The following is a 21757-nucleotide window of genomic DNA, read 5'->3' as shown; positions in this document are numbered from 1 at the left end:
GATGCTTCTGCATAAATCCGCTCTCGGAAAAATGGCGCGTCACTATAATCAAAGACATCTTGGCAATCACCCTCTCGTGAACCGACGTTTCTCCTTGTAATCATGGACTGATTGGGAGGTATATGGATCGGGATGAGCTCACGCCGCAAAGGCATTCGGCAGGGGAGGGCCTGGAAGAAAATTCGCTGGGCCTTGGCGAGTCGGTGGTGATGGGGGTGGCCGGTACGGCGCCGGCCTACAGTATCGAGATCACGACATCGACGATCATCGCGACAGCAGGAGTGTTGTCGCCGGCGAGTATCCTGACGTGCGGACTGATCATGTTCGGCATTACGTTCGCCTTCATCAACCTCAACAAAGCGATCGCGAGTGCGGGAACGTCCTATGCCTGGGTGAGCCTCGTCTTTGGAAAAACCCTCGGATTCTTCGCCGGATGGGCGCTGCTCGTCCTGTGCTGCGTCTTCATGGTGTCCGCAATGATTCCGGTCGCAAACGCGACCCTCCTCATCTTCAAGCCCGCGCTGATGAATAATGTGCACCTGGTGACGATCATTGCGGCGCTATGGCTGACCGCGATCAGTGCCGTCATTGTCAAGGGAATCAAGCTCACCAGCTACGTGCAGGTGATCATGACGATCATCGAAGGGATTATTCTTCTCGCGATCATTGTGAGGAGTTTCGTCGTCTTCCCGCATGCACAACAACATGCCTTTTCATGGAGCTGGTTCTCCCCATTCAATTTCACTCCGCAGCTCTTTGCCAATGGCGCGCTAGTGGCAATATTTTTCTACTACGGATGGGATGTCACGATGAACTTGAGTGAAGAAACCAGGGAGCCGAACCGCACTCCCGGGCGAGCGTCGTTCTGGGCGATGATCTTTCTGATGGCTTTTTTTGTCGTCTTCATTGTTGTCACGCTGCTGGGACTTTCCGACGCAGAGATCCGGCATTACAACACCAATATTATTTTTGCGATCGCCGAGAAACTGTTTGGAGCAACGTGGGGGTATGTCGCGATCGTCGCGGTGCTGCTCAGCACGGTGGGAACGGTGGAGACGCAGATGCTCCAATTTACGCGCACGCTCTTCGCAAAGGCACGTGACGCAACGATCCATCCCCGGTATTCCAAGCTCCATCCAAAGTGGCGCACGCCGTACATCGCCATCTTCTTTATCTGGATCACGGGGCTGATGCTTCTTTTTATTTCGTCCTATCTCCCGACCATCAACGTGATCCTGCAAGATTCGATCGCCGCGATCGGCTTTCAAATCTGCTTCTACCTCGGGCTCACCGGGCTGGCCTGCGCGTGGTACTACCGCACGATGATCAGCAGCAGGACATGGTCATCGCTCACCCACGTCATCTGGCCAGCCTTGAGCGGACTTTTCCTCTTCTTCATTGCGCTCTATAGCATCCCGACATTCGACCTGATCACCAACATTGTGGGGATAGGCGGCATCGCCATCGGGGCCGTGCCGCTTCTCCTCAATCGCAAGCATATTTGGAGGACCCAAGCCTGACGACTGCCGGCGAGCGCCCTTGGGTCAGCTGGCGAATTTCTTCGCCCCCGCGACACAGATCACCGCGCCCAATGTCACCACGATCATTGCCCCGTTGACCTTCTCATGAAGCAGCAAGGCCGCGAGACCGAGGCCCATGAATGGCTGGAACAATTGCAGTTGGCCGACGGCCGCGATGCCGCCCTGCGCCAGGCCGCGATACCAGAACAGGAAGCCGATGAGCATGCTGAACACCGAGACGTAGGCGAGTCCCATCCATGCCGACGACGCGACCAGGCCCGGCGCAGCGGGCATGGTCAGCAGCGCAAGCGGCAGCATCACGGGCAGCGACAGCGCCAGTGACCAGCTGATGACCTGCCAACCGCCCAGCGTGCGGGTGAGGCGCGCGCCCTCCGCATAGCCGAGTCCGCACACGACGATGGCGGCCAGCATCAGCAAGTTCCCTTCCAGCGAAGGCCCGACACCGCCGCTTGCCGCATAGCCGGCGACGACAGCGGCGCCGACCAGCGAGAAAGCCCAGAACGGCGCCCGCGGACGCTCGCCGCCACGCATCACGGCGAAGCTTGCCGTCGACAATGGCAGCAGGCCCAGGAAGACGATCGACTGGGCCGACGTGATGTGCTGGAGCGCCAGCGCGGTCAGCAGCGGAAAACCCAGCACCGTGCCGAAGGCGCCGATGGCCAGCGAGGGCAAGTCGGCCGCTTTCGGCCTCGGCTGGCGGAACAGGAGCAGCATTGCCAGGCCGAGCAGAGCGGCGATGGACGCCCGCGCGCTCGTCACAAAGGCCGGCGACAGGCCGGCCACGGCCACCCGTGTCGCCGGCAATGACCCTGCGAAAATCGTCACCCCAATAAATCCGTTGATCCAGCCGTTCGCCGTCTTTTCCATCAAAAACTCCATCGTTGACAGCTTCCAGTAGAGCATCGGCGACGGTGGCCCCGCCAGACACAATCCAATACAATTGAAAAGAACTGTTATGTACATCAGGCCAGTACGGCCGGGGAGGGGAAGTGAGGCGAGGCGGCACGAGGATCAATGCGGTGATGGCCGACATCCGGTCGCGGATTGCATCGCGCGCCGACCTGCCCGGAGCGCGCCTGCGCTCGGTCCGCGCGCAGGCGCAGGCGATGCAGGTGTCGGTGTCGACCGTGGTCGAGGCTTACGAAAGGCTGGCCGCCGAAGGCGTCATCGTGTCGCGTCCCGGATCGGGCTTTTATGTGGCCGGGCCGGTCGCGCCGCTGGCCCTGTCGCGGATCGGACCCAAGATCGACCGCGAAGTCGATCCCTTGTGGATCTCGCGCCAGTCGCTGGAGAACGAGGCCGACGTCCTCAAGCCGGGCTGCGGCTGGCTGCCATCCGACTGGCTGTATGAGGAAGGGATGCGCCGCGCCCTGCGTTCACAGGCGCGTGCCGATACGCTGGAACTGACCGACTACGCGACCCCGCTCGGCCACCCGGAATTGCGCCGCTTCCTGTCACGGCGGCTGATGGGTAACGGCATCGAGGCCCCGCCCGAACAGATCATGCTCACCGACTCGGGAACGCAGGCGATCGACCTGATCTGCCGCTACCTCCTTCAGCCAGGCGACACCGTGCTGGTGGACGATCCCTGCTACTTCAATTTCCACGCGCTGCTGAAGGCGCATCGCGTGAAGGCGGTGGGCGTTCCGTACACGCCGGCGGGACCGGATGTCGAGGCCTTCGGGGCCGCCTTGCAGGAGCACGCGCCACGGCTCTACATCACCAATTCTGGTCTCCATAATCCGACCGGCGCCGTGCTGTCGCCCGTCACCGCGCACCGGATCCTGAAACTCGCCGACAGCTCGGATCTCGTGATCGTCGAGGACGATATCTTCGCCGACCTCGAAGTCAACCCGGCGCCGCGGCTGGCTGCTTTCGATGGCCTGTCGCGCGTGATCCAGATCGGCAGCTTTTCCAAGACCATCTCGGCCTCGGTGCGCTGCGGCTACATTGCGGCACAGGCCGACCGGATCGACAGCCTCGCGGACCTGAAGCTCGCCACCTCGTTCAGCGGCAGCCGCCTGGCGGCCGATCTGGTCCTTCGCGCGCTGACCGACAGCGGCTACCGCAAGCACATGGAGGCAGTGCGCTTGCGGCTGGCGGAGCAGATGGCGAAGACGATCACCCGGCTCGCGACGATCGGCATCAAGCCCTGGCTGGTGCCGCAGGCCGGCATGTTCCTCTGGTGTCGATTGCCGCATGGGGCCGATGCGGCCGGCGTCGCGCGGGCATGCCTGGAAGAGAAGGTGGTGCTCGCGCCCGGCAACGCGTTCAGTCAGTCACTGAGCGCACGCGACTTCGTGCGCTTCAACGTCGCGCAATCGGGCGACGACCGGATCTTCAAGGTCCTGGCACGCGCGCTTCAGCGGCGTGCCGGGATCGTGAGCGTGTAGACCGGCGCGCCTTTGTCCGTGCTCACCTTCACCGTCAGCACGCGGTCCGTCGCGTCTACGCGCGCAAGCTGGTCCTGCCCCAAGATCAATTGATGGTAGCTGTGCTGCTGGTTGGGGGCCTCGTAGGAAAACTTGTGATCATGGCCGGCGATGATCAGGTCGATGCCCGCCTGGTTGGCCAGCGCGGTCCATGCCGCGCCCTTGTCCGGCAGCGCTCCCCAATCGCTTTGATGCATCGCCACCACGCGGAACGGCGCATTCGCCAGGTGCTTGTCGCCGCTTACCTGGCCGCGCAGCCACGCCAGTTCTTCTTCGCGATATGGCTGCGTGCGATTCAGTTGCGCATAGACGTTGGTGTCATCCGGCTTGTCCTCGGCCGTATCGAGCACCAGCAGGTGCACCGGCCCCATCGCACGGGAATAGTAATAAGTCCCTTCGGGCGTTGGCACGTAGCCGGACAGCTGGCGTGCGAAGGCGCCGCGCAATTCATGATTGCCGCGCGCGTACAGCAAGGGTTTGCCGGGGCCCATTGCCGCAAATGTGGGACGCAGCCATTTGCCGAACAGCTGCTCTTCCGAATCGAGCCAGTTGAAGGCGTCGCCCAGATGGACCAGCGCGTCGGTGCGGCTCCAGTCGACGAGTTTCAGCAGGCGCCCGATGCGGGCCGTGTCCTCGTGAGTATCCGTGATGACGCTGAACGAGGCCGCGGGTTGGCGGGCGCTGAAGGTCGTGAAACTGGCGGCCGGACTGCTGATGCTCAGCCCTTTGTCGGGCCAGTAGGGCTTCAGCTTGACGACCCGGGTGGCGATGGCCTCGTAGGAGTAGCGCGTGCCCGGCGCCAGCCCGGTGATGGTGACGACGTGCCGCAGGCCGACCGGCACCAGGCCGTCGACCTGCGGTTCGATCTCGCGCACCTTGCTGCCGTCGTCCAGGCGCACCTTGGCATGGCTTGGCGCATCGGTCATCCACACCACCGACACGGCGGTGTCGGACATGGCGACCAGATAGGGGCCTTCGGTGATGACGGGCTTGGTGTCGAATACCTTGTACGGTTCGGACTGGGCCTGGGCCACCTCGTGCGCGGCCAGCATCGACAAGCTGGCGCAGAGCGCGGCCAGGGCCTTCTTCATTTTGGAAATCAAGCTGGGTTCCTTTTTATTGTCTGCACGCGAATCAATAATTGACGGCGTAGTCCTTGGGGAAGGGCTGTCCCGCAAACGCCTTCTTCTGCGTCCAGTCCAGCGCCGGGCTGGTCCAGTAGGAGTCGCTCGCCGGCAGGCCGAGGGACAGCAGGCCGGTCGAAGCGATGTACATGCTGCCGTTGTTCGAATAGGAGTCCGCGATCTGCGGATTGTGGCCGGCGAAACCGAGCGTCAGGAATCCGTCCGCGGTGAAATTGGTCGGATTGCGCCACACCGCCGTGTGCACGGCGTGCAGGGCGGCACGGACCTGGCCTTCCGGCAGCGACGCCGGCAGTTGTTTGCGCAAGGCCAGCAAGGCAAGCGGCTGGAACGCCGCCGTGCGGTAGGTCAGCGAGCGGCCGATGGTCGGATAAGTTCCTTCCGGCGAAATCAAGCGCTCCAGGTGTTCGCAATAGCGCTGCATGCGCTTGAGCGCTAGGTCGCGGATGTCCTCCGGCTTCCGGTAGAAAATCGCGCGCTGATGGCCGGCCATCTGCTCCAGGATTTCAAGCAGCATCGGATGGATGACGTACGAATTGTAGTAATCGAAGTGGAAGGCTTCGCCATCCTTGACCCAGCCATCGCCCGCGTACCACTCCTCCATCTTGCGCACGGCGGTATCGATGCGCAGGATGTCGAACTCCTCGCCGATGGACAGCAGCCACGCCTCGTTCATGGCGGCAAACAGCAGCCAGTTGTTGTAGCCCAGCTCGTAGCGGCGCACGCCCTTGATCTCCGCGATGATGCGCTTCTTGGTCACCGCGTCGAGCGGATCCCACAGGGCCTTCGGCGCCCGCATCAGCGCGTTCGTGAAATAGGCGGAGTCGACCAAGGTCTGGTTGCTCGACACCCAAGCCAGGTAGTCGGGGTTGGCGGGGTCGACCGAATTGGCGAAGCTTTGCAAGGCAAGCTCGCGTAGCTGGCGGCGCAGCTTGCCTTCCGCGCTGTCGTCATCCGGCAGGGCCAGCCAGGGCGCGAGGCCGGCGATCAGGCGTCCGAAGCATTCAAGATAGGCGACCCGCGTGTCCGCCTTGCCCCAGCTGGGGCTCAGTTCAAGCGGGAACTTTTTCTTCAACTGCCCCCTCGCCATGTTTTCCAGCACGGGCATGGCCATTTTCCGCAAGAGCTCGAGCTGGTAGGCGCGCGCATCGCTCGCAGGCGCAGACAGCGACAGGCTTGCTCCGTTTGCTTCGCTGGTGCCGCGCGCTTCGCTCCCGGCGCTTGCGCCCAGTCCCGCGCAGCTCATCATCGCGCCAAGAAAATGTCGGCGTTCCATGGGTCTCCTTTATGAGGTTTTTGAAAATGTAATCAATAAGCTCGATAAAGGAAAGAAAAATTTAGCGATTCGTAAGCATGCTCTTTCGAATCAGCTTATAACGAAAGAACTTTATTTCATTTTCCTGTTTGCTCCAGCAACTGCCCATCACTGTCGCGCAACTCCATCTTGCCGAGCCTGAGCGCATCCAGCTGCGGCTGGATCTTGGCGCGATCGCCCACCGCCACCACCACCATCTGCTCGGGCGCCAGATACTTTCGCGCCACCGCCTGCGCCTGCTGCGCGCTCACGGCCGACAGGCGCGCCGGCAGCTGCTGGTAGTAATCCGCGGGCAGGCCGAACACGAACAGGTCGGCCATGCTGCCGCTGATCGCTTCATCGGTCTCGAACAGCGCCGGCAGGGACAGAATCTGCGAGTTGCGCGCGCCTGCCAGTTCCTGCTCGCGCATCGGCTGCGCGCGCATGCGCTCGACCTCCTTGAAAATTTCGCTCACCGAGGCGCCGGTGACGTCGCCGCGCACGCTGCCGGACACCGCGAACGGCCCCGCGGTGCGGTCGTAGCGGAACTGCGAGAACATGCCGTAGCTGTAGCCTTTCTGCTCGCGCAGCTTGTTGTTGATCCGGCTCGAAAACAGTCCGCCGAGCGCCGCGTTCATCACCTCCAGTGCGGGATAGTCCGGCGTCGTGCGGGCCGCACCGATGCTTGTCACGCGCAACGCGGTCTGCGCCGCGCCCGGCTTGTCGACCATGACGACGCGCGCCTGCGTGGTCTCCGGCGCGCCCGGGCCGGAGCCGTCGCGTAGCGCGCCGGACCAGCCCTGCAGCTGCGATTGCGCCAGCGTGCGCAGCTCGTCGCGTGTGATGTCGCCGGCCACCACCAGCGCCGCATTGGCCGGCACGTAGTGGCGGCGCCAGAAGTCCAGCAGGTCGTCGCGCGTCACGGCGCGGATCGCAGGCTCGGTGCCGAGGCGCCCGTAGCCGTAGGGATGATCGGCGCCGTACAGCGCGCCACTGGCGGCCACCGCCGCCACCAGCTCAGGTTCGTCGCGTTGCTGTGCCAGTTCGGCCAGGCGGCTGGCGCGCTGGCGCTCGACTTCGGCGGTGGGGAAGGCCGGACGCAGCGCGACGTCGGCCAAAATCTCGAAGCCGCGCGCGAAGTTCGATTTCAGCGCGAACAACGATACCGCCGAGGCGTCCGCCGTGCTGCCGCTGCCGAACGAGGCGCCCAGCTGCGCGATCTCGTCGGCCAGCTGCGGCGCGCTGCGCGTGGCCGTGCCTTCGTCCAGCGTGGTGGCGGTGAAGTCGGCCAGGCCCGGCAGGTCGGCAGGATTGGCATCGGTGCCGCTGCGGACCACCAGCCGCGCCGCCACCAGCGGCAGCGCCGGATTGTAGTAGTGGATCACCGTGAGCCCGTTCGCGAGCTGGAAGCTGTTCGCCTTGGGCGGCGTGAAGCGCGGCGCCGGGCCGGCCTTGGGCGCCTTGTAGCGCCAGGCTTCGTCGCGGTTGATGCCCGCCACCGGCGCCGCTTTCTGCTTGGACGGCGGCGGCGCCGGCACGTCGGGCGGCAGCTGCTGCTTGCCGGGCACGCCCTCGACCACGGCGCGCGCATTGCGTTGCAGGTACTGGCGCGCCGCGCGCTGGACGTCGGCGGCGCTCACGCGGCGCACGCGCTCCAGGTCCTTCTGCAGATAGCCCGGGTCGCCCGTGTACTGGTTGTAGCGGTTGACCAGGTTGGCCAAGCCTTCGCCGCCGAGCTTCTGGACCTGTGCCACCAGCCGCGTCTCGATGGTGTTGCGAGCCCGTTCGATTTCGCGCTCGGTGGGGCCGTTGTCGCGCAGCGCCGCGAGCTCGGCGTCGACCGCGGCCTCGATGTCATGCAGCGACTGGCCCGGCCGCGCGGTGACGTCCACGACGAAGGTCGAGGCGAGCGCGTACGAGTTCTGCGACGCGTTCACTTCCTGCGCGATCTGGCGGTCGTACACCAGCGTCTTGTACAGCCGGCTCGACTTGCCGCCGGCGAGGATCTGCGCCAGCACGTCCAGTTCGGCGTCGCCCGGCTGGTAGGCCGGCGGCGTCAGCCAGCCGATGAACACGCGCGGCAGCTCGATCCGGTCCGGCACCGTCACGCGCCGTTCGCTGGTAATCGCCGGCGTGGCTACCGTGCGCCGCGCGACCGGCTCGCTGCGCTTGAAGCTGCCGAAGTATTTGCGCACCAGCGCGAGTGTCTTCGCTTTGTCGATGTCGCCGGCGATGACGACGCTGGCGTTGTTCGGCCCGTAGTAGCGGCGGAAGAATTCGCGCACGTCGGCCAGCTTCGCGCCCTGGATGTCGGCGTGCGATCCCATCACATCGGCGTAGTAGGGATGCTCCTTCGGGAACAGCGTGTGGTAGAGCGCCTCCTCGACGATGCCGTAGGGCCGGTCCTCGATGTTCTGGCGGCGCTCGTTGCGCACCACGTCCTGCTGGTTCGACAGCGCCGCCTGGTCCAGCACGTCGAGCAGGTAGCCCATGCGGTCGGCGTGGACCCACAGCGCCAGTTCGAGCTGGTTGGACGGCGCGGTGTCGAAGTAGTTGGTGCGGTCGAAGTCGGTGCTGCCGTTGCTGTCGGTGGCGCCGGCGCCTTCCAGCAGGCTGTCGGCCATCCCGCGTGGCACGTGGCGCGTCTGCGCGAACATCATGTGTTCGAACAAGTGGGCGAAGCCGGTCAGTCCCGGCGCCTCGTTGGCCGGCCCGACGTGGTACCAGATATTGACCGCGACCACGGGCAGCCGGTGGTCCTCGACCAGGATCACTTCCAGCCCGTTGGCCAGCACCGTCTTCTGGTAGTCGATGCGCACCGTGGGCGCGGGCGGCACGGCGGGGGCGGCGGCCGGAACGGGGCCGCACAGCCCGGCCAGCAGCAGGGTGGCGGCGAACAGCAGTCCAGGCTTCATGTCGTCCTCCATGCGGCCCGGGCGGCCGCGTCAGGGTTTCTGCATTTCGGCTTCGATGGCGCTGCGGGTTTTTTTGTCCAGTTTCGAGACGATGCGGGCCAGCTTTTCGCCCTGCTGGAGCGCGGCGCTTTGCTCGGGCGTGAGTTCCTTCGCCTGCAGCACCGGCGCGGCCGCCGGGGCGGGCCGGAAGAACAGGGCCTGCCCGACCAGCACCAGCACCGCGCCCAGTACGGCGGCGCCGCCTGCCACCAGCAGCATGCGCCGCTCACCGCCGCCATGCGCCACCGGCGCCGCGTCGGCGCGGCCCTGCAGCGAGGCCACCTTGCCCGCCAGCGCGCCGCTGGCTTCGTGCAGCAGGCCGACGTGGCGCTCGACCGCTTCTTCCAGCACCGCCTCGTTCAGCGCGACCAGCGCGAACACGGGATCGTCGACGTCGATCTTCACGCCGGTCTTTTCGAACACCAGGGTGCGCAGTTTTTGCTGGTCCATGGTGGTTTACCAGCCGGCCTTGTCGAGCTGCTCGAACAGGTCGCGGAATACGACCTTGATGCGCTGCTTCTCCATCACGTTGAAGCGTTCGCTCTCACGCACTTCGGACAGGGTCAGGCGGCCGGTGTTCATCTTCTTGATGTCGGCGCCGAAGGTGTCCGGGTTGCGCGCCGCCAGCACCACCCGCCCACACACGCGCGTCGCGTGATCGAGGTAGGTCTGCGCTTCGGTGAACACCTTGCCGCTGGGGGAGGCGAGGCGGCCGAAGTGCTCGTTCTCCCACAGGATCAGCGGCACGTGCGTGGCCTTGGCGGTGGCCGCGAAGCCGGTGGCGGTGTCGTGCAGGGTGTCGCCGCCGCCGACGATGGTGTGGATGTAGACCTTGCGCCCGGCTTCCTCGAGCATCGCGAAGCAGTCGTTCTCGATCAGGTAGGCCATCAGCGGCGTGAAGCTGTTGGCGCCGTTGTCGACCACGCAGTCGCCTTCTTCTTCCAGGATGTCGATCATCAGCGCGTCGAAGCGCTTGGGGTCGATGTTGCGGGTGTCGGTCATCACCGGCACGTGCTTCACATTCAGGGCCTTGTAGCGCGAGAAGGTGGGGTTCTCCTGGTCGGTGTCGAAGCAGCGCAGCCTGGCGTCGTCCTTCTGGGCCAGCCATTGCGCGAGGATGGTCGAGACCAGTGTCTTGCCGATGCCGCCCTTGCCCTGCAAGATGAAGTGAACCGTGTTGTGCATCCCTAAGCTCCAGATATATTTTTTGTGTGCGTCAGTGGCAGCGCCCGCTGCCGTGGTCCGGCTCCGGCCCCTGGCCCTCGGTCCCGGCCACCGGCAAAAAGCGCCACTCGTAGCCGCCGTCCGCCAGCTTCAGGCGCAGCACGCCGAAGCGGGAATTCTCCCGCGATTCGGTATGCGCGACCGGCCAGCGGAACGGCGTCGGATAGGCGCCGCCGGTCCCGACCACGAACTGGCGCAGGCCGTGCGCCTCGTCCAGCCGGCCGTCGGCGTCCTGCGGCGCGAAGCGTTCGTAATCGTGGTCGTGGCCGGACAGGACCAGGTCGGCGCCGGCCTGGTACAGGATGCGCCATGCCTCGCGCATGACCGGGTTGGGCGCGTGTCCGCCTGAACTATACAGGGGGATATGCCAATAGGCGAGCGTGCAGCGGGCCTTGCGGCCGGCCAGGTCCTGGCGCAGCCACGCCAGCTGCTCGCGCATCGGCGCACCGGACAGGCCGCTGTTCAGCGACACCACATGCCAGGCGCCGAGTTCGACGCTGTAGTAACCCTTGCCGGCGCGTTCGCCGAAGTAGGCGAAGTAGGGCGCCGCGCCCTTGCTGGCGTATTCGTGGTTGCCGGGCGAGGGCCAGGTGCGGTCGCGGAAGCGGCCCCAGGTCGGCGCATAGCAGGTGTGAAATTCGGCGGTGCGACCGTCGGGATAGGTGTGGTCGCCCAGTGTCAATACGGCGGCCGACGGATCCTGCGCCAGGCCGTGCGACACGATGGCGGCGGTGGCCGCGGCGCCGGACCATTTCGGGTCGGCCGAACCACAGCGCGCGATGTCGCCCGCCGCATACACGGTCACCGCGGGCGCCGCGTGCGCGCCAGCGCCGGCCAGCGCCAGGCTGGCCGCGGCCGTGCGCCAGGCCAGCCGGCGCACTACTCGATGAAGCGCAACAGCCCGCGCAGCGCGTAGGCCACCGTCTGTTCACGCACCGCCGCGCGGTCGCCCGAGAACACCAGGCGCTCGGTGTGGGTGGTGTCGCCGCGCGACCAGCCGAAGCACACCGTGCCGACCGGCTTGCCCGGCACCGCGCCGCTGGGTCCGGCGATGCCGGTGGTCGAGATGGCGATGTCGGCGGTGCTGTTGGCCAGCGCGCCCTCGGCCATCGCCGCCGCCACTTCCTCGCTGACCGAGCCGAATTGCGCGATCAGCGCGTCCGGCACCTGCAGCATCTCGGTCTTGGAGGCGTTGGAATAGGTCACGAAGCCGCATTCGAACCACCCGGTCGATCCCGCGATCTCGGTGATCGCCTGCGATACCCCGCCGCCCGTGCACGACTCGGCGGTCGCCAGTGTCAGCCGCTTGCCCTCCAGCGCCCGGCCAACCTTGGTGGCCAGTTCGATAAGTTCGTTCGTCACATTTCGCTCCTTGATCCGTGGCTGTGGAAGCGCGCTCGCGCGTCTCCATTCTACTGCGCAGCGCGGCGAACTGTGTTGCAAAACGTTCATTCGTGACGCGGCCATGGTGGACGCCCGTTCGATCGTTCCGTGCGACATGACGCGGGCGCCTGCTGCTATCCTGAAATGCGCCTTCACGAAGGCTTTCTCCAACTATCACCACGACCCGAGATGCCATACTCCCGTATTGCATGTCCGCGGCCGACACGGCAGTGATCAGGCTGCGTTCAATACGCACGAAGCTGATGGCGGTTGTGATGTCGACCACGTTCGCCGCCACCGTGGTTTCGGTCGGCACCGTGATCGGGTACGACCTGCGCAGCTACCAGCGCACCCTGAAGGCCGACCTGGTGACCGAGGCCGAGCTGCTCGGCCACATGACCGCGGCCGCCCTCAATTTCGACGATGCGCGGCTGGCGCGCGAGAACCTGTCGACGCTGCGTAGCCGCTCCACGGTGCGCGCCGGCGCCATCTACAACGCGTCCGGCCGGCTGTTCGCGACCTATGTGGCCCCGGGCGAGCTGCCGGCCTTTCCGCTGCATCCGCCCGGCGGGCCGCCGCGCGCGCATGGCGACAACGTCGAGATGGCGGCGCCGATCATCGACAATGGCGAGATGCTGGGCATGGTCTACCTGCGGGTCGAAAACACCCTGCTCGACCGCACCGCCGACTACCTGCTGATCGCGGCCGGGGTCACCCTGCTGGCGCTGGCCACCGCCTGGCTGGTCGTGCGCCGCCTCGGACGCGTAGTGACGACGCCGATCGTGGCCCTGACCGGCATCGCGCGCGACGTGGTCAGCACCCGCGACTACTCGCGCCGCGCACAGCGCATCAGCAACGACGAGGCGGCCGACCTGGTCGACTCCTTCAACACCATGCTGGGCGTGATCCAGCAGCGCACCCGCGACCTGGAAAACTCCTACCGCGACATCGCGCGCGAGGCCGAGGAACGCGCCAGCGCGCAAAAGGAAGTGATGCGCCTGAACGCCGGGCTGGAGCAGCGCGTGCACGAGCGCACCGGGCAGCTGGAGCAGGCCAATGCGGAGCTGGAGCGCGCCATCGACGAGGCGCGCCGCGCCGACCAGGCCAAGTCGGCCTTCCTGTCCTCGATGAGCCACGAGCTGCGCACGCCGCTCAACGCCATCCTTGGCTTCGCCCAGATCCTGAACTCCGACGCGCTGCCCGCCAGCGACGACCAGAAGCGCGAGTTCGCCGGCCACATCGTCAAGGCCGGGCGCCACCTGCTCACCCTGATCAACGAGATCCTCGACCTGGCCAAGATCGAGTCGGGCGCGGTGTCGCTGTCGGTCGAGCCGGTCGGGGTCGACGAGCTGCTGGCCGAGTGCCGCGTGATGATCGAGCCGATGGCGGCCGCGCGCGGCATCCGCACCCTGTTTCCGGAGCCGTCCGGCGCCATGGTGCGGGCCGACCGCACGCGCCTGAAGCAGGTGCTGCTCAACCTGCTGTCGAATGCGGTCAAGTACAACCGCGAGGGCGGCTCGGTGGTGCTGGCCTGCGTGCCGGGCGATCCGGGGCGGCTGCGGCTGTCGGTGCAGGACACCGGCATGGGCTTGTCGCAAGCGCAGCTCGGCCAGCTGTTCCAGCCCTTCAACCGGCTCGGCCAGGAGAACGGCGCGCAGGAGGGCACCGGCATCGGGCTGGTGGTGACGCGGCGGCTGGTGGAGCTGATGGGCGGCGAGATCGACGTCGCCAGCAGCCAGGGCGTCGGCAGCACCTTCTCGATCCAGCTCGACGCGGCGGTGGCGCCGCAGCTGGGGACGCGCCAGGAGGCGACGGCGGAAGCCGCCGCGGATCCCGCGCCAGGGCCGGACCTTGCGCCGCACCTGCTGCTCTACATCGAGGACAACCCGGCCAACCTGCGCCTGCTGGAGGAGATCGTGCGCATGCGCGCCGACCTGCGCCTGCTGACCGCGCCCGACGCCAAGCTGGGCCTGGACATGGCGCACGCGCACCGCCCCGAAATCATCCTGATGGACCTGAACCTGTCGGGCATGAGCGGCTACCAGGCCGTGCGCGCGCTGCGCGAAGACCCGGCCACCGCCACCATCCCGGTGATCGCGCTGACCGCCAACGCGATGCCGCGCGACGTCGAGCGCGGGCTGGCCGCGGGCTTCTTCCGCTACCTGACCAAACCGATCGACATCGCCATGTTCAACCAGGCCATCGACAGCACGCTGGCGCACCTGCGCGAACGGGAGAGCGCCGCATGATCTCGCAAGCCGACATCCGCCGCGCCCGCATCCTGGTGGTCGACGACCAGCAGGTCAACGTGCAGCTGCTGGAATACCTGCTCAAGACCACCGGCTACGACAATGTCGACAGTGTGACCGACCCGCGTCAGGTCGCCGAGCTGCACCGCGAGAAGCAGTACGACCTGATCATCCTCGACCTGCACATGCCCTTGATGAGCGGCTTCGAGGTGATGGAGCAGCTCAAGGAAGTCGAGCCGGGCGCCTGGCTGCCGGTGCTGGTCGTGACGGCCGAGCCGGACAAGAAGCTCGCCGCGCTCAAGGCCGGCGCGCGCGACTTCATCAGCAAGCCCTTCGACACCGTGGAGGTGATGGCGCGCATCCGCAACCTGCTCGAAGTGCGCCTGCTGCACCGCGAGTCGAACGACTACGGCGCGCGCATGGAACGCAAGGTGAAGGAGCGCACCGCCGAGCTGGCGCGCTTTCGCGGCGCGATGGATGCCACCGCCGACGCCATCTTCCTGATCGACGCCGCCAATATGGCGATGGTGGACGTGTCGGACGGCGCCTGCCGCATGCTCGGCTTCTCGCGCGACGCGCTGCTGCGGATCGACCCGGTGGCGCTCGGCCTGGCCACCCGCGAACACCTGCAGCGCCTGCTGCGCGACGAGGGCACGCCGCGCGAGCACGACGTGGTCGAGACCGACCTGCTGCGCGCCGACGGCCAGGGCTCGGTGCCGGTGGAGATCGGCTGGCAGAAGCTGAGCGAGGGCCACAGCCACATGCTGATCGCGGTGGCGCGCGACATCAGCGAACGCATCCACGCCCAGCAGCGCCTGAAGCACCTGGCCCACTACGACGGCCTGACCGGCCTGCCGAACCGTTCGCTGTTCTTCCAGAACCTGCGCGACGCGATCGAGCTGGCGCGCGACAAGCAGTGGCGGGTGGCGGTGCTGTTCATGGCGATCGACCGCTTCAAGATCATCAACGATTCGCTCGGCCCGGCGCTGGGCGACGAGCTGCTGCGCCAGTTCAGCACGCGGCTGGTGCGCTGCGTGCGCCTGCGCGACACGGTCGGGCGCCTCGGCGGCGACGAGTTCGCGCTGATCCTGACCATGGCGCGCGACCAGCAGGAAGCGGTCAACACCGCCAACGAGGTGCGCGAGTCGATGCGCGCGCCGTTCGACCTGCACGGGCAGCAGGCCGCGCTGACCGTCAGCATCGGCATCGCCATGTACCCGGACGACGCCACCGATCCCGGCACCCTGGTCAAGTACGCAGACACCGCCATGGTGCGGGCGCGCGAGGCCGGACGCGACGGCTTCCGCTTCTTCACCGCCGGCATGAACGTGCAGGTGCTGGCGCGGCTCGACCTCGAACTGGCGCTGCGCAGCGCGCTCGACGACGACCAGTTCGAGCTGCACTACCAGCCGAAGATGGACCTGAACACCGGCCGTGTCAGCGGGGTCGAGGCGCTGCTGCGCTGGAACCGTCCCGGCTTCGGCCTGGTGTACCCGGCCGAGTTCGTGCCGGTGATGGAGGAGACCGGCCTGGTGGTGCGGGTCGGCGAGTGGATCATCGGCGAGGCCTGCCGCCAGATCGCGGCCTGGCAGGAGCAGGGCCTGCGCGACCTGCGGGTGGCGGTCAATGTGTCGAGCCGCCAGTTCGCGGAGGGCGACCTGGGACAGACCGTGCACGAGGCGCTGGAGCGCCACGCGGTCGAGCCGGCGCTGCTGGAGCTGGAGCTGACCGAGAGCGCCCTGATGCGCCAGGCCGAGCACACTATCGAAGTGCTGGCGCGCCTGAAGCAGATGGGCATCAAGGTCGCGATCGACGACTTCGGCACCGGCTATTCGAGCCTGGCCTACCTGCGCCGCTTCCCGATCGACAAGCTGAAGATCGACATCGCCTTCGTGCGCGACATCATCACCAATCCGGACGACGCCGCGATCGCGCAGGCCATCATCAACATGGCGCACAGCCTGCACATGCTGGTGATCGCGGAAGGGGTGGAGACGCGCGCCCAGATGGCCTACCTGCGGCGCCACCGCTGCGACGAGATCCAGGGCTTCCACTTCTCGCGCGCGCTGACGCCGGACGCGCTGGTGGCGATGGTGGAAGAAAACCGCAGCCAGCCCGACAAGCCCTCGGCCGACGACCGCAATGTGCAGACCCTGCTGGTGGTGGACGACGACGTCAACGTGCTGGGCGCGCTGCACCGGCTGTTCAGGCGCGACAACTACCGCGTGCTGACGGCGGCGTCCGCGGCCGAGGGCTTCGAGCTGCTGGCGCTGCATAACGTGCAGGTGATCCTGTGCGACCAGCGCATGCCGGTGATGAGCGGGACCGAATTCCTCAGCAAGGTCAAGGAGATGTACCCGGACACGATTCGCATCATCCTGTCCGGCTACACCGAGGTCGGCACTGTGCTCGAATCGATCAACCGCGGCGCGATCTACCGCTTCTACACCAAGCCCTGGGACGACGACGAGCTGCGCGAGAACGTGCGCCTCGCCTTCCGCCACTACTGGCTGCAGCACGGGCCTTACGACGACCGCAAGACCCCGCGCATGGGCGAGGGGCCGGCGCCGAGCGAGCGCTAGGCGGCCTGCTGCAAGAGCTGCTGCGCCAGCAAGTGCGTGTGCGGCGGCAGAGCGGCGAAATCGCGCGCGCACAGGTAGATGCGGCGCGTAGCCCACACTTCGGCCAGCGGCAGCACGGCCAGGTCGCGGTGCAGGGTGCGCGCCGCCGCATCGGACATGATCGAAACCCCGATGCCGGCTTCGACGTGCATTGCCACCATTTCCGTGCTGCGCAGCTGGACCCGGTAATCGAACTGGCGGCCCAGGCGCGAGGCGCGTTCCGCGAGGTGGGTTTCGAGCGCGGCGTCCTTCAGGCCGACGAACGGTTCGTCGAGGACTTCGGAAAAGGCGACGGCTGCTTGCCGGGCCAGGCGGTGCTTGTGGGCTGTGAGGACGACCAGCTTGTCGGTGGCGATCAGGTGGGTCTGCAGCATGCCCAGGTCGGTGGTGTCGGCGACGATGCCGAGGTCGGCGCGGCGGGTGACCAGTGCCTGCACGATGCCGGTGCTTGTCAGCTCCTCCAGGTCGACCGCCAGGTCGCGGTGGGCCGCGAGGAAGCGGCACAGCTGCTGCGGGAGAAAGGTGGACAGGGCGCCGCTGTTGGACAGCAGCCTGACGCGGCCTTTCAAGCCGGTGGCGTAGGTGCGCAGTTCGCCGCGCATCTGCTCTACCTGGCCGAGGATCGAACGCGCGTGCCGGACCAGGGCTTCGCCGGCGGCGGTGGCGCGCACGCCGCGCCGGTTGCGCTCCAACAGCGGCGCGCCGAGGGCCGCCTCCATGCCGGCGATGCGTTCGCTGACCGAAGCCAGCGCCAGGTGCATCGCGCGTGCGCCCTGGGTCAGGCTACCGCACTCCACCACGGTCAGGAACAGCCGCATATCGGTCAGGTCGAAGCGCATCGCAAAGCCTTCTGCATTCGGAATTTCCGAAGTGTAGCACCGGAATTGCCAGATTGCGGAGGCGTCCCACGGGCACTACCATGACTGGATGAACACGATGATCCTGGTGCTTCTGGCCGGAGTGGTGGCGGGGGCGATGAATGCGTTGGCGGGCGGTGGCTCCTTCGTCAGTTTGCCGGCGATGATCGCGGCCGGCGTGCCACCGGTTCAGGCGAATGCTTCGAGTACGGTCGCACTGTTTCCCGGCGGGCTGGCGAGCGCCTGGGCCTACCGCGACGGCTTGCGTCCGGTGGGCGCTGTATCGCTGCGCGCGCTGCTGGGCGTGACTGTGTGCGGCGGCCTGGCCGGGGCGCTGCTGCTCCTGCGGACTTCGTCGGCGGCCTTCACGTTCGTGCTGCCCTGGCTGCTGCTGGCCGCTTCCATTGCGCTGGCGTTCGGGCGGCGCATCGGCGAGGCGATGCGGGCACGCTTCCACGTCCATGCGCGTGCGGTGCTGGCCGTCCAGTTCGCGCTTGGCGTCTACGGTGGCTATTTTGGCGGCGCGGTCGGGATCATGATGATGGCGATGTGGGGACTGCTCGACAGCTGCGAGCTGAAGGAGCTCAACGCGCCGCGCACGCTGCTGGTCAGCGCGGCGAACATGGTGGCCGTGGTCGCCTTCATCATCGCCAACGCAGTGCACTGGCACGAGACGCTGGCGATGCTCATCGGTGCGGTCATCGGCGGCTATGGCGGCGCGCATCTCGGGCGGCGCGCTTCGCCGCAGCTTATCCGCACCGTCACGCTGCTCGCCACGTCCTGCATCACGCTGGCGTTCTTCATCAAGGCCTACGCGCCGGCGCTGCTGCAGCGCTGATTCAACGGGAGGGAAGCATGATCGACGTATTGCTGGAAACGCTGGGAGCGCTGGCGATGGTCGCCAGCCTCGCGGCCAAGTTCGCCCGGCCTACTGCTGGAAGTGATCCCAGCCGCGCAGCGACAGCGCAAGCGGCACGCCATGCGCGTCGACCAGGCGCAGCCCGGGCGCGGCTTCGATGCGTCCGACGCGCGTGACCGGGGTGGCGCTGGCGCGCCCGGCATCCTCGATCGCGGCGCGCTGTGCCGGTGCGGCGGTGAAGCACAGCTCGTAGTCGTCGCCGCCCGCGAGCGTGAAGCGGCGCCGCAGGGCCTGGTCCTCGCGCTGCAGGGCGAGGCCGGCCGGCAGCGCATCGACGTCGAGCGTGGCGCCGACCCGCGATGCGGCCAGGATGTGGCTAAGGTCGCCGATCAGGCCATCCGAGATATCGAGCGCGGCACGGGCCAGTTTTTGTTCGGCCAGCAGGCGGCCCAGCGCCACGCGCGGCGTCGGCGTGTGCATGCGTGCGCCGGCCTGCTCGTGGCTGGCGGCATCGAGCCAGGCTTCGTTGCGGTAGCCGGCCAGCGCCAGGCGCGCGTCGCCCAGGGTGCCGGAGATCCAGATGTCGTCGCCGTCGCGGGCCGCGTCGCGCCGCAGCGCGTGGCCCGGTTCGATTTCGCCGAACACGGTGATGCAGATATTGAGCGGGCCGCGGGTGGTGTCGCCGCCGATGAGTTCACAGCCATATTCGTCGGCCAGCGCGAACAGGCCTTCGGAGAAGCCGGCCAGCCAGTCGGCATCGGCCTGCGGCAGCGCCAGCGCCAGCGTGAACGCGAGCGGGCGCGCGCCCATCGCGGCCAGGTCCGACAGGTTCACGGCCAGGCACTTGTGCCCCAGCTTGCGCGGGTCGGCGCCGGCAAAGAAGTGGCGGTCCTCGACCAGCATGTCGGTCGATACCGCCAACTGCATGCCGGGCGTGGGCGCGAGCAGGGCGCAGTCGTCGCCGACGCCGAGCACGGTCGAAGCGCGGCCGGCGCGCTCGCGCGTGAAGTAGCGTTTGATGAGGTCGAATTCGGAGAGCATGGCGGCGTCATTGTACTCCGCAGCCCTTTGCCGTCGTTCCCGCGCAGGCGGGAACCCCATTTTGGCGGCGCAGTGCTAACGCATCGAGCACACGTAGCGTCTGCTCAGCGAAATGGGGTTCCCGCCTGCGCGGGAACGACGGTCTCTTACTTTGCACGAATTAGTGGCTACGCAGCCCTGCCCAGCTCCGCCAGCAACTGGTTGCGCAGCGCGGGGGTGTGCTGGGTGAGGCCGAAGCCGCGCAGCACCCCGTCCTTGTCGTGGAAGCGCGCTATGATCCGCTCGCCTTCGGCTTGCGCCAGCCAGCTGCCCGCCACGCCGCGCGGCGGCGGGAGCAGGGCCAGCTTGCAGCTCGGCGTCTTGACGATCACCGCTTCCTGCTTGAGCACGATCGGCGTCGGCGTGCCCGCCAGCGTGGCCGCGATCGCACGCGCCGCCACCAGCATCGGCGCCACGAAGGGCATCACGGCGCTGCCATCGCCCACGCTGTATTCGGCACAGTCGCCCAGTGCGTAAATATCATCTGCGCTGGTCTTGCCGAAGTCGTCGATGCGAATGCCGCGCGCGACCTCCAGCCCGGCCTGCATGGCCAGCGATACGGACGGCCGCAGCCCGACCGCCGAAACCACCAAATCTGCCTGCACCAGCGTACCGTCGGCCAGCGTCAGTTCGTAGGCATCGCCGTCGCGCGCCACGCTGTCGACTGTGGTGCCGAGCCTGAGCGTGACCGGGCGCGCCGACCACGCCTGCACCAGGGCCTCGCCCAGCACCGGCGCGGCCAGTGCGGACAGCGGCAGCGAACCGGGATCGACCAGCGTGACCCGGTAGCCGGCGCCCGCCAGGTCGTCCGCGAATTCGCAGCCGATCAATCCGGCGCCGATGATGGCCACGCGCGCCGCCGCTCCAGCGGCCGCAAGGCGCTCGCGCAGCAGTGTGTAGTCGTGCAGGTCGTTGACCGACATGACATCGGCCGCGCCATCGCCGGCGAGCGGCAGGCGCACCGGATCGGCGCCCAGCGCGAGCACCAGTTGGCTGTAGGTGAAGCGGCCTTGCGCGGTGTCGATTTCGCGCGCCTCGTGGTCGATGGCGGTGACCCAGGTGTTGGCCAGCACGGTCATGTCCAGCGTGTCAGCCATCTGCTCCGGCCCGGCCTGCACCAGCGCATGCGGCTCCTTGCCCAGCGCCAGCGCATTCGACAGCGCCGGCTTGGCGTAGGCATGGGCGGCGCCGCCCGCGACCAGCATCAGCGGCGTGGCCTGGTCCAGCTTGCGGAACTCGCGTGCCAGGCTATAGGCGGCCATGCCGGCGCCGATGATGATGACCGGATCGCGCATGCTCAGACCTCGACCATCTCGAAGTCGGCCTTGGCCACGCCGCAATCCGGGCAGGACCAGTCGGCCGGGATGTCGTCCCAGCGGGTGCCGGGGGCGATGCCTTCGTCCGGCATGCCGGCCGCTTCGTCATAGATGAAACCGCAAACGATGCATTGGTAGGTTTTCATGGTCTTCCTTTCTTTCGAGTAGTCGGTGGTGCTCAGGCGGCGTTCAGCTTGTCGAGCGCGGCCTGGTAGTGGTTGGCGTGGCGCTCCTCGACCTTGGCCAGCGCGGCGAAGCGCTTGGCGGCCAGTTCCAGGGTGCGCTTGAACTGCTCGGCGTGTTCCTTCGATTCGGCGATCTGCTCGTCGTATTCAGCCACCGCGGCGCGGTTGCCTTCCTCGACCGCGAGGTGGCGGAACTTGGGGTACATCTCGGTGTACTCATAGGTCTCGCCCTCGATCGCGATCTCCAGCGCGCGCGCCGGGGTCAGCTTGTCCTTGGGGTAGAGCAGGTCGAGGTGGCCGAAGGCGTGCATCACTTCCTGGTCGGCGGTCGCCTCGAAGGCTTCGGCCACCTCGATGGCGCCGGCGGCGCGCGCCATGCGGGCGAAGTAGCGGTATTTGATGTGGGCCATCGATTCGCCGGCAAAGGCGGCTTCGAGGTTTTCGATGGTCACGGATTGGGTCTGCTTGGCCATGCTGCTCTCCTGTTTGATTAAGGAAGTTAATCGGTATGGAGAGGATGATAGCCAGTTCTTTTCAATTTAAGAAATTGATTATTCTCATCGAATTGATCAGTTTTTCTTATGAAGTATCGACAGTAAGGAGAAATACGTAGGGAGCCA

At 66.8% G+C, this 21757-nt stretch carries 18 protein-coding genes; 5 read left to right on the top strand and 13 right to left on the bottom strand.

All coding sequences use genetic code 11. The annotated features are described in order from the left end of the window. The first annotated feature begins 122 nt into the window (after positions 1 to 122). A complete protein-coding gene (locus NX778_RS20260; RefSeq protein ID WP_258813601.1) occupies positions 123 to 1520 on the top strand; it encodes an APC family permease in 1398 nt (465 codons plus the stop codon). A gap of 24 nt (positions 1521 to 1544) precedes the next feature. On the opposite strand, the gene NX778_RS20255 is transcribed toward NX778_RS20260, so the two are convergent. Further along, on the bottom strand, positions 1545 to 2408 hold the full coding sequence (locus NX778_RS20255) for a DMT family transporter (RefSeq protein WP_258813600.1): 864 nt from the start codon (positions 2406 to 2408) through the stop codon (positions 1545 to 1547). 155 nt (positions 2409 to 2563) lie between these two features. Here NX778_RS20255 and NX778_RS20250 point away from each other — a divergent pair, with 155 nt between their 5' ends. Further along, positions 2564 to 3934: an aminotransferase-like domain-containing protein gene (locus NX778_RS20250; protein WP_258813599.1), complete on the top strand. Its 1371-nt coding sequence runs from the start codon at positions 2564 to 2566 to the stop codon at positions 3932 to 3934. Here the strand turns inward: NX778_RS20250 and NX778_RS20245 are convergent. The 7 genes from NX778_RS20245 to NX778_RS20215 all read right to left on the bottom strand — a co-directional run bounded on the left by NX778_RS20245 (position 3904) and on the right by NX778_RS20215 (position 11949). Further along, positions 3904 to 5076 carry a purple acid phosphatase family protein gene (locus tag NX778_RS20245; protein ID WP_258813598.1) on the bottom strand — a complete coding sequence of 391 codons (1173 nt, stop codon included), beginning with the start codon at positions 5074 to 5076 and terminating at the stop codon, positions 3904 to 3906. The two genes, NX778_RS20250 and NX778_RS20245, sit on opposite strands and share 31 nt — an antisense overlap. Positions 5077 to 5107: 31 nt before the next feature. Beyond that, entirely contained in the window at positions 5108 to 6391 is a 1284-nt protein-coding gene (locus NX778_RS20240; protein WP_258813597.1) for a DUF2264 domain-containing protein, read from the bottom strand. A gap of 116 nt (positions 6392 to 6507) precedes the next feature. Continuing rightward, the gene (locus tag NX778_RS20235) at positions 6508 to 9324 is read right to left on the bottom strand and encodes a M16 family metallopeptidase (protein ID WP_258813596.1); all 2817 of its coding nucleotides are present in this window, start codon (positions 9322 to 9324) and stop codon (positions 6508 to 6510) included. 30 nt (positions 9325 to 9354) lie between these two features. Beyond that, positions 9355 to 9813 carry a hypothetical protein gene (locus NX778_RS20230; RefSeq protein WP_258813595.1) on the bottom strand — a complete coding sequence of 153 codons (459 nt, stop codon included), beginning with the start codon at positions 9811 to 9813 and terminating at the stop codon, positions 9355 to 9357. Between the two features lie 6 nt (positions 9814 to 9819). Continuing rightward, positions 9820 to 10548, bottom strand: a complete 729-nt coding sequence (locus tag NX778_RS20225; protein WP_258813594.1) for a nucleotide-binding protein — start codon at positions 10546 to 10548, stop codon at positions 9820 to 9822. A gap of 31 nt (positions 10549 to 10579) precedes the next feature. Next, on the bottom strand, positions 10580 to 11467 hold the full coding sequence (locus NX778_RS20220) for a metallophosphoesterase family protein (protein ID WP_258813593.1): 888 nt from the start codon (positions 11465 to 11467) through the stop codon (positions 10580 to 10582). Next, positions 11467 to 11949, bottom strand: a complete 483-nt coding sequence (locus NX778_RS20215; protein WP_258813592.1) for a CinA family protein — start codon at positions 11947 to 11949, stop codon at positions 11467 to 11469. The genes NX778_RS20220 and NX778_RS20215 overlap by 1 nt, the downstream gene beginning before the upstream one ends. 296 nt (positions 11950 to 12245) lie before the next feature. Here NX778_RS20215 and NX778_RS20210 point away from each other — a divergent pair, with 296 nt between their 5' ends. Both NX778_RS20210 and NX778_RS20205 read left to right on the top strand, forming a co-directional pair. Beyond that, the gene (locus NX778_RS20210; RefSeq protein ID WP_258813591.1) at positions 12246 to 14219 is read left to right on the top strand and encodes a sensor histidine kinase, YfiR-like protein-associated; all 1974 of its coding nucleotides are present in this window, start codon (positions 12246 to 12248) and stop codon (positions 14217 to 14219) included. Next, entirely contained in the window at positions 14216 to 16801 is a 2586-nt protein-coding gene (locus NX778_RS20205; protein ID WP_258813590.1) for an EAL domain-containing protein, read from the top strand. The genes NX778_RS20210 and NX778_RS20205 overlap by 4 nt, the downstream gene beginning before the upstream one ends. On the opposite strand, the gene NX778_RS20200 is transcribed toward NX778_RS20205, so the two are convergent. Next, entirely contained in the window at positions 16798 to 17679 is an 882-nt protein-coding gene (locus NX778_RS20200; RefSeq protein ID WP_258813589.1) for a LysR substrate-binding domain-containing protein, read from the bottom strand. The genes NX778_RS20205 and NX778_RS20200 overlap by 4 nt on opposite strands. Before the next feature lie 88 nt (positions 17680 to 17767). Between NX778_RS20200 and NX778_RS20195 the strand changes: the two genes are divergently transcribed. Beyond that, a complete protein-coding gene (locus NX778_RS20195; RefSeq protein WP_258813588.1) occupies positions 17768 to 18535 on the top strand; it encodes a sulfite exporter TauE/SafE family protein in 768 nt (255 codons plus the stop codon). A 90-nt stretch (positions 18536 to 18625) separates the two neighbouring features. Here the strand turns inward: NX778_RS20195 and thiL are convergent, their stop codons facing one another. The 4 genes from thiL to NX778_RS20175 form a co-directional block, all read right to left on the bottom strand. Next, positions 18626 to 19597, bottom strand: a complete 972-nt coding sequence (thiL, locus tag NX778_RS20190) for a thiamine-phosphate kinase (protein WP_258813587.1) — start codon at positions 19595 to 19597, stop codon at positions 18626 to 18628. 167 nt (positions 19598 to 19764) lie between these two features. Further along, positions 19765 to 20931, bottom strand: a complete 1167-nt coding sequence (locus NX778_RS20185) for an NAD(P)/FAD-dependent oxidoreductase (RefSeq protein ID WP_258813586.1) — start codon at positions 20929 to 20931, stop codon at positions 19765 to 19767. Between the two features lie 2 nt (positions 20932 to 20933). Then, a complete protein-coding gene (locus tag NX778_RS20180; protein ID WP_258813585.1) occupies positions 20934 to 21098 on the bottom strand; it encodes a rubredoxin in 165 nt (54 codons plus the stop codon). Between the two features lie 32 nt (positions 21099 to 21130). Next, complete coding sequence (locus NX778_RS20175) at positions 21131 to 21610, bottom strand: rubrerythrin family protein (RefSeq protein ID WP_258813584.1); 480 nt, start codon at positions 21608 to 21610, stop codon at positions 21131 to 21133. Between the last annotated feature and the right edge of the window lie 147 nt (positions 21611 to 21757).

Source organism: Massilia terrae (genome assembly GCF_024753145.1).
GTDB lineage: Bacteria > Pseudomonadota > Gammaproteobacteria > Burkholderiales > Burkholderiaceae_D > Telluria > Telluria terrae.
Note: the sequence above shows the minus strand (reverse complement) of the source record. Positions and strands in the feature narration are given on the sequence as shown.

Coding starts and splice junctions, on each gene's coding strand:
- NX778_RS20260 (WP_258813601.1), top strand. CDS start 123: ATGGATCGGGATGAGCTCACGCCGCAAAGGCATTCGGCAGGGGAGGGC.
- NX778_RS20255 (WP_258813600.1), bottom strand. CDS start 2,408: ATGGAAAAGACGGCGAACGGCTGGATCAACGGATTTATTGGGGTGACG.
- NX778_RS20250 (WP_258813599.1), top strand. CDS start 2,564: ATGGCCGACATCCGGTCGCGGATTGCATCGCGCGCCGACCTGCCCGGA.
- NX778_RS20240 (WP_258813597.1), bottom strand. CDS start 6,391: ATGGAACGCCGACATTTTCTTGGCGCGATGATGAGCTGCGCGGGACTG.
- NX778_RS20235 (WP_258813596.1), bottom strand. CDS start 9,324: ATGAAGCCTGGACTGCTGTTCGCCGCCACCCTGCTGCTGGCCGGGCTG.
- NX778_RS20230 (WP_258813595.1), bottom strand. CDS start 9,813: ATGGACCAGCAAAAACTGCGCACCCTGGTGTTCGAAAAGACCGGCGTG.
- NX778_RS20225 (WP_258813594.1), bottom strand. CDS start 10,548: ATGCACAACACGGTTCACTTCATCTTGCAGGGCAAGGGCGGCATCGGC.
- NX778_RS20210 (WP_258813591.1), top strand. CDS start 12,246: ATGTCGACCACGTTCGCCGCCACCGTGGTTTCGGTCGGCACCGTGATC.
- NX778_RS20205 (WP_258813590.1), top strand. CDS start 14,216: ATGATCTCGCAAGCCGACATCCGCCGCGCCCGCATCCTGGTGGTCGAC.
- NX778_RS20200 (WP_258813589.1), bottom strand. CDS start 17,679: ATGCGCTTCGACCTGACCGATATGCGGCTGTTCCTGACCGTGGTGGAG.
- NX778_RS20195 (WP_258813588.1), top strand. CDS start 17,768: ATGAACACGATGATCCTGGTGCTTCTGGCCGGAGTGGTGGCGGGGGCG.
- thiL (WP_258813587.1), bottom strand. CDS start 19,597: ATGCTCTCCGAATTCGACCTCATCAAACGCTACTTCACGCGCGAGCGC.
- NX778_RS20185 (WP_258813586.1), bottom strand. CDS start 20,931: ATGCGCGATCCGGTCATCATCATCGGCGCCGGCATGGCCGCCTATAGC.
- NX778_RS20180 (WP_258813585.1), bottom strand. CDS start 21,098: ATGAAAACCTACCAATGCATCGTTTGCGGTTTCATCTATGACGAAGCG.
- NX778_RS20175 (WP_258813584.1), bottom strand. CDS start 21,610: ATGGCCAAGCAGACCCAATCCGTGACCATCGAAAACCTCGAAGCCGCC.